This window comes from uncultured Kiloniella sp., from assembly GCF_937128705.1.
GTDB lineage: Bacteria > Pseudomonadota > Alphaproteobacteria > Kiloniellales > Kiloniellaceae > Kiloniella.
On the sequence record NZ_CAKZMP010000065.1, the window covers coordinates 1 to 6,987 of the forward strand.

A 6,987-nucleotide genomic window follows, 5' to 3' on the forward strand; every position below is an offset into this window, starting at 1 on the left:
TGGTTCTCCGGAACAGTTTCTAAAAAAGAGTTCGTTGCCAGATTTCCCTCTAAATCAGCGTCGGGTTGCGCTCAGGGCGATGCATGCAAGTGACCTTGAGAATGTCATTGGCATGGATGCAAAGGCACTGGGGGCAAATAGACGTAGTTTGTTCGAGCTAAGGTATTCTCAGTCTGATTATGCAGTCATTGCCGAGAATAAGCTGGGCGAGGTGGTTGGGTTTATTCTTGCCACGCCACAGCGAGAACAACATCATTTGGGGCCAATGGTTGCGCCTGATAGTGAAACAGCCTTGGCAATGATTAGATATATTGCTGAACGGTCCGATAAAGAGCTACGCATTGACGTTCCAGAAGATCAACAAGCCTTGCATGGGCAGTTACCTTCATTAGGGTTTCGTTTGATTGCTAATCCTCCGGCAATGATCCGTAATAATACCTTCCCAGGATGTCGAGAGCACTATTGGTCGATTATGAGCCAAGCCTATGCCTAAGTGATTCTTATATAGCAGCCTTAAAAGGGTTAATGGATGACGTTGTTTTGCGGAGGTGCTTGAAGGGGGGGCACACAAAAAAAGCCAAAGACTGCGAAACGTTAAGTTTACACAGTCTTTGACCTTATTAGGACTTCAGTATGTAATTTAAATATATTTTGTTTCGGTGGGGCTCTGGTCGGTGGTCGTGGCGCTGGTCGATCATGAGGGATGTCTGATAGCTCGAACCGATTATCCGCTATAGCAAAACTGGTTTGGTATAGGACGGGATCACTGACAGGTAGAGGAGCAAGGGTTACCGAAGCCAATGAACAAGCCGGACAAGAAATATCCAGCGTACTTTCAATTGGTTCGCCATCGTTTGCAGAGTTTAAGGAAAGAACTCTGAGCCCACTTGGTGTGCAGATAACAAAAACATCTTCTGAATTGATATCCAGGTCCTGCGGTGGGTTTGCCCAACTCTGTTCCAGCGGGATGAGAATTTGTAAGCATAGAGACAGTATTGCTGTGAACGCAAAAAAACGACGACGGTACGAAAGGCGGGGTGAGATGCCGCTCTTTCTTTTTGTCGCTTTTTTTGTGTTGTTTAGCACAAGAGCCTCTTTAAGAATGCTTACGTGACAGTTGTGAAAATGAACTGGCCAAATGTATGACAGCCATTTTCAGCTTCCATCATAAGGAATATCGATTGGCAGACATTGATATTGATCAAATGAGAGAACATTTTCTGGTATTGTAAGATTGTTTCTGGGTAAAACGGCAACCTGAACAGCCCTAAAGCTTTTTCTCGTGAGTTAATTTGTTGAAAACTAAAATCAAATCAGTGCTTTGTATTGGTGCGGCCCATTGGGATGTACGATCTCAATGTCACACGAAGGTTCAACAAGGCACGTCTAACCCTGTTACTGTTTCCCGATATCCCGGCGGGGTTGCACATAATGTTGCGATGAATCTTAACAGACTGGGCATTGATTCCGGATTGTTAAGCTATTGGGGACAGGATGTGGCTGGCGATGCGCTAGAACAGAAATTTAGCGCTGATGGGTTGGATGTATTGTCACTGCCGAGATCGGTAGATTTTTCGACGGCAACTTACACAGCTGTTTTGCAGCCAGATGGTGAGTTGGCATTTGGTCTGGCCGATATGGAAATTTATGACCAGGTCAGACCCGAGATGTTTAAAAATCTGAAAGAACGACTGTCTGGGTATCCTATCTGGTTTGTTGATACCAACATGCCTGTTGATGTCCTGCTTGCATTATCTGATCAGCGCGTTCCGGAACAATTCCTCGCGGCTGATGCGGTATCAGTTGCCAAGGCTCGAAAGCTTGAGCGAATCATCAATCGCCTTGATATCTTGTTTTGCAATGTCGATGAGGCAAGCGTTCTGACCGAAAAGGAAATCAAGACTGAAACTGATATTGTGACATCAGGTTTTGAATTGACGTCAAGAGGAGCCAAGTCCGTTGTGATTTCAGCTGGTTTACACGGTGCCTATTTCTTCAAGAAGGAGAATTATAAGCACTTCCCAGCAATAAAAGTCGATGTCGTGGATGTTACAGGGGCGGGTGATTCATTAATCGCAGGTACTCTTAGCGGAATTTCCATGGGCTATACCCCTGAAGTTGCCTTGAAGAGAGGTCTGGATGCCGCGAGAATTACGCTCAAAGATCAGGGCGCGACATCTGAGAACTTGCGAGATCTCTCTATGGACGTTATTGGCTCTTGAACTCTAAAAATAAGTTATTGGTAAAAGTATGAATCCGAAATTGGAAAAACACCTTAATATTGCCCCTGAAGTTGCGAATGCCCTTGCAGAGGGAAAAGCCGTTGTTGCTTTGGAATCCACCATTATCGCGCACGGCATGCCTTATCCTAAGAATGTGGAAACGGCCCGTGAAGTCGAAGATTTGATTCGAGATCAGGGGGCCGTACCGGCAACGATCGCTGTGCTTGATGGTGTTATCCGGATTGGCCTGGATGAAGCCGCGTTGGAAAAACTAGGTAAAGCCGAGAATGTTGCGAAACTATCACGCCGGGATCTGCCCTTGATCGTAGCTCAAAAAGGTGACGGGGCCACAACTGTGGCGGCAACCATGATTTGTGCGGCACTGGCTGGCATTTCTGTTTTTGCCACGGGGGGCATCGGTGGTGTTCACCGGGGGGCAGAAAACGACTTTGATATTTCTGCGGACTTGGAAGAATTGGCAAAAACGCCTGTCGCTGTTGTTTGTGCCGGGGCAAAATCAATTCTGGATTTGCCAAAAACGCTTGAATTTCTTGAAACCAGAGGCGTTCCCGTTGTCGGTTATCAAACAAACAAGTTCCCTGCCTTTTATTGTCGTGATTCTGGTCTGGATGCACCTTTAACAGCAGATTCTGCATCTGAGATTGCCGGTATGCTGGCGGTACAACAGGATCTTGGGTATCAAGGGGGCGCCGTGATCGCCAATCCAATTCCCGAAAGCCATGCCATGGATAGGTCTGAAATGGATAGCGTGATTGAATCTGCTTTGAATAGCGCCACCAAAGACGGGATTTTTGGCAAGGCGATTACGCCCTATCTTCTTGGCAAAATCGTTGAATTGACCAAAGGGCGTAGCTTGGAATCCAATATCGCACTTGTAAAAAACAATGCGGTGCTGGCGGCAAATATTGCTAAAGATTTAAGTCGGTTAAATTGACCATTCCCTAGAATAATATAACGCCACTTGTCTTAAATTGATCTGTGGCGTTATTTTTTTCTTGAATTCTGAACAGTGTTCATTATTGTATATATAGTTTTAAAAACAAAAAGGCTTACCAGATGGCACGTCGTGTTGATCACAGTCCGGATGAATTGAAAAAAATGATTCTTGATGCTGCTGAGGCGTTGGTTGTGACTGGCGGACTATCGGAACTTTCAGCCCGAAAGATTGCGCAAAAAATCGGTTATGCGCCCGGTACGCTCTATAATGTTTATGCAAACATTGATGCGCTTATTCTTACGTTGAATGGTAGAACACTGGAACGTTTATATGACAATCTGTCTAGGCTGCCGATGAATGAGATAAAGGATCTTGGTGCTGTTAACGAAAATATAGAGAAGCTTCTGGTTGGGTATCTGGCGTTTATTGATGATAACAGAAACCTGTGGCGCCTTCTTTTTGATCATGTTCCGGCAAGTGATGAGACATTGCCTGAATGGTATGACCAAAAGGTTTCGATGTTGTTGAACATTGTTGATGAGGCGTTGCGTCCGATTTTACCGGGGATAACGTCTGAAGAGCAAAGAGAAATATCTGCAACACTATGGTCTAGTCTGCATGGGATCATATCGCTTGCCGATAAAAAGAAACTGGGTGTGGTCATAAGTCAGTCTTCACACAAAGTGTGTAGCTTACTGATAACAACTTTCTTAAATGGCCTTAAAGATCACGAGGGCTTTTCAGGCAATATTCCAAAAACCATCGGAGGTAAGTCCGATGATTGACAGTATTGAAAAATACCTGCGTCAGGGAATGGAATTCGCGACAGAAAACCTACGGTCGAATGAAGGCATACCGATTAATATTCAGTTGCCAACTTTGGGGGGAAAGCAGTTCTGGCGGGATGAATTCATCTATGCCAGTTGGCGCATACAGTTCAATCTTTACAGCGGTCATTTCCGTTTGTTGGACCCTGATGATAAGCGGCAGGCGTGGGGTACCTTTGAAGATTGTTTCTCTGTCTTTGAGCACTATAAAGTTCAAAAGAAAATTACGCCGCCTGTCCATCCCGATACCGACGGTGTTCATTTGTTGGTGATGGTTCACGGCATCACCCGTTCCGGCGATACCTTTCAAAAAATGAAGCGTGTCTTTGCGGATGAAGGCTATGAAGTCGCTGCGATTACCTATCCCTCTACCAGAGCATTTATTCACGAACATGCGGATCAGCTGGCGCGAATCTTATCCCGTCGTAATGATATTAAAGCGGTCTCGTTTATTACTCATTCCATGGGGGGCTTGGTTGTCAGGCAGCTTTTGGCGAACCTGACATACTGGAAAGCACGTATAAACATTGGCCGTTTGTTAATGATTGCTCCGCCTAATCAGGGCTCTGCCATTGCGGTATGGGTCAAACAGTTGGCGTTTTATAAAATTATCTACGGAAAATCGGGACAGGAACTGGTACCTGATTCTGTACAGAAAATACCGATGCCTGAATGTGAGACTGCGATAATCGCGGGGGGAAAGTCAGATGGCGAAGGGTACAATCCGTTTCTACCTGGCGATGATGATGGCGTGGTTTCAGTCGCAGAGGCCCGACTTCTTGGGTGCGATCAAGTACTGGTTTTGCCCGGGCTTCATTCATCGTTATGTAATCGTAATGCCGTCGTCGATGCAGCTCTGCGATATTTCAAATCAGGAAAACTAATTGGCTCAACACTAGAGAATGGAGTTCTTTAATATGACAATCGCTATTCTTCTTTGGTTGATATTTCTGTTTCGTCGCAGTTCGTCCCAAAATCAGCCTGAACTTCGACAGTGGCGTATGGTGAAAGACAAGGCTTTGGACAAGCTGTTGACCTTGCCTGTAATGGCCAAGTGTTACGGGACGATCAATTATTTGTTTTTCACGAAGAGTCGAAATATCAAATAAAAAGGAGCCCGAGAGCCCCTTTTTATCGATTGTAGTTGATAAATGTTAAATACCGCCCATACAGAGGTATTTGATTTCAAGGAAGTCTTCCATACCGTATTTGGAGCCTTCACGGCCGACACCACTTTCCTTGACGCCGCCAAAGGGGGCAACTTCGTTGGAAATAATGCCTTCGTTAATGCCGACGATACCGTATTCTAGGGCGCGAGAGACACGCCATACCCGCCCGATATCTCGGCTGTAAAAGTATGCCGCAAGGCCGAAAGGCGTATCGTTTGCCATTTGAACGGCTTCATCTTCAGTTTTGAATTTATAGAGAGGTGCAACTGGGCCGAAGATTTCTTCACTGAAAATACGCATGTCATCCGTCACCCCGGTGATGACTGTCGGCTCAAAGAAGGTGCCGCCGAGATCATGCGGGTTTCCACCAATTTCAGTCTTTGCACCTTTGCTGATGGCATCTTCGATAAGTTCGCTGACTTTGTTTGATGCTGCTGCATTGATCAGTGGTCCTTGTTGCGCACCATCTTCTGTACCAGGGGCAACTTTGAGCGCAGCAGTCTTTTCAATTAGCTTTTGTGCAAAAGCTTCATAGATACCTTCCTGTACCAGTATACGGTTTGAACAGACACATGTTTGTCCTGCATTGCGGAATTTACTCATCATCGCACCCTCGACAGCAGCATCCAGATCTGCGTCGTCGAAAACGATGAAGGGTGCATTGCCGCCGAGTTCCATAGAAGTCTTTTTGACCGTATCAGCACATTGTTTCATGAGAAGTTTGCCGACAGGTGTCGAACCCGTAAAGGTGAGTTTCCTGACTGCTTTACTTTCGGTCAACGCTTTGCCAATTTGCTGGGGAATGCCGGAAACAATGTTCATGACCCCTTTGGGGACGCCTGCACGTTCGGCGAGTTCCGCCAGCGCGAATGCACTCAAAGGCGTGTCTTCAGCAGGTTTGATGACAACGGTACAGCCCGCAGCAATTGCCGGTGCACACTTGCGGGTGATCATGGCAATCGGAAAGTTCCACGGGGTAATGGCGGCGACAACACCGATTGGTTCTTTTGTCACCACAAGCCGTCTGCCGGGGAGATGTTCTGGGATTGTATCGCCATAGATGCGTTTACATTCTTCGGCAAACCATTCAACAAAGCTTGCGCCATAAGCCACTTCGCCCATGGCTTCGGTCAGTGGTTTTCCCTGTTCAAGTGTCATCAATAGAGCAAGGTCGCTCTGATTTTCCATAATTAGCTCAAACCATTTACGCATGATTTGTGACCGCTCTTTGGCGGTTTTGTCTTTCCAAGGGCCAAAGGCTTCTTCGGCGGCTTGAATGGCGCGCAGAGTCTCTGTTTCACCCATCTTGGGGACCGAGGCCAGAACATCACCATTTGCGGGGTTTGTAACAGCAAAGGTATCGCCACTGTCAGCATCAGCCCATGCGCCATTGATGTAGCATTTATCACGTAACAGAGAGGGATCTTTAAGTTCCATACTGGCCTCGAGGATTTAGAAGGGAATTAGATAAACAAGAAAGCATCATAACCATAGCCATTGGTACAGGACAACGACCCAGTATGAAATTTTGCTTAGGGCCACAAAACGGAATTGAGACGGTTTGCGCTTGGATAGGATTCTTCGCAGCTTGTCTTTCATATTTTTAATGTTACGGGTGTGTTATTAGGGCGCTTTTAAAGAAAAATGGTGCTTTTGATGCACTCGCATAGGTGATCTTCGATTCAGGAATTGCTCCTGCCCTTTGCTTTTTTCTTCTTCTGGGGTATATCGGGGTGCGCGATTTAAATCGAAACTGGAGCCATCCGCGCAATGTCAGGCTCCCCGGTCGCAGCCTACCCGGTAGAAAAACA

General features: G+C 46.3%; 8 protein-coding genes. 6 read left to right on the forward strand and 2 right to left on the reverse strand.

Translation table 11 applies throughout. From position 1 onward, the window contains the following. The coding region (locus Q0241_RS03600) for a hypothetical protein (RefSeq protein ID WP_299373193.1) at positions 1–493 on the forward strand (493 nt) is incomplete at its 5' end. 107 nt (positions 494–600) lie between these two features. On the opposite strand, the gene Q0241_RS03605 is transcribed toward Q0241_RS03600, so the two are convergent. Beyond that, positions 601–1,086: a DUF2946 family protein gene (locus Q0241_RS03605; protein ID WP_299373196.1), complete on the reverse strand. Its 486-nt coding sequence runs from the start codon at positions 1,084–1,086 to the stop codon at positions 601–603. A 209-nt stretch (positions 1,087–1,295) separates the two neighbouring features. Between Q0241_RS03605 and Q0241_RS03610 the strand changes: the two genes are divergently transcribed. The 5 genes from Q0241_RS03610 (at position 1,296) to Q0241_RS03630 (ending at position 5,116) form a co-directional block, all read left to right on the forward strand. Further along, positions 1,296–2,222 (forward strand): carbohydrate kinase family protein, encoded by a 927-nt coding sequence (locus tag Q0241_RS03610; RefSeq protein WP_299373199.1) that lies wholly within the window; start codon positions 1,296–1,298, stop codon positions 2,220–2,222. Between the two features lie 28 nt (positions 2,223–2,250). Beyond that, positions 2,251–3,177 carry a pseudouridine-5'-phosphate glycosidase gene (locus tag Q0241_RS03615; protein ID WP_299373202.1) on the forward strand — a complete coding sequence of 309 codons (927 nt, stop codon included), beginning with the start codon at positions 2,251–2,253 and terminating at the stop codon, positions 3,175–3,177. A gap of 122 nt (positions 3,178–3,299) precedes the next feature. Continuing rightward, positions 3,300–3,965 (forward strand): TetR/AcrR family transcriptional regulator, encoded by a 666-nt coding sequence (locus Q0241_RS03620; RefSeq protein ID WP_299373205.1) that lies wholly within the window; start codon positions 3,300–3,302, stop codon positions 3,963–3,965. Continuing rightward, positions 3,958–4,923, forward strand: coding sequence for a hypothetical protein (locus Q0241_RS03625; protein WP_299373208.1), 966 nt, complete (start codon positions 3,958–3,960; stop codon positions 4,921–4,923). The genes Q0241_RS03620 and Q0241_RS03625 overlap by 8 nt, the downstream gene beginning before the upstream one ends. Before the next feature lies 1 nt (position 4,924). After that, entirely contained in the window at positions 4,925–5,116 is a 192-nt protein-coding gene (locus Q0241_RS03630; protein WP_299373211.1) for a hypothetical protein, read from the forward strand. A 45-nt stretch (positions 5,117–5,161) separates the two neighbouring features. Here the strand turns inward: Q0241_RS03630 and Q0241_RS03635 are convergent, their stop codons facing one another. After that, positions 5,162–6,613 (reverse strand): NAD-dependent succinate-semialdehyde dehydrogenase, encoded by a 1,452-nt coding sequence (locus tag Q0241_RS03635; RefSeq protein WP_299373214.1) that lies wholly within the window; start codon positions 6,611–6,613, stop codon positions 5,162–5,164. Positions 6,614–6,987 lie beyond the last annotated feature (374 nt).

Bases quoted from the DNA above. Each gene is read 5' to 3' on its own strand.
- Q0241_RS03615 (WP_299373202.1), top strand. From the start codon at position 2,251: ATGAATCCGAAATTGGAAAAACACCTTAATATTGCCCCTGAAGTTGCG.
- Q0241_RS03620 (WP_299373205.1), top strand. From the start codon at position 3,300: ATGGCACGTCGTGTTGATCACAGTCCGGATGAATTGAAAAAAATGATT.
- Q0241_RS03625 (WP_299373208.1), top strand. From the start codon at position 3,958: ATGATTGACAGTATTGAAAAATACCTGCGTCAGGGAATGGAATTCGCG.
- Q0241_RS03630 (WP_299373211.1), top strand. From the start codon at position 4,925: ATGACAATCGCTATTCTTCTTTGGTTGATATTTCTGTTTCGTCGCAGT.
- Q0241_RS03635 (WP_299373214.1), bottom strand. From the start codon at position 6,613: ATGGAACTTAAAGATCCCTCTCTGTTACGTGATAAATGCTACATCAAT.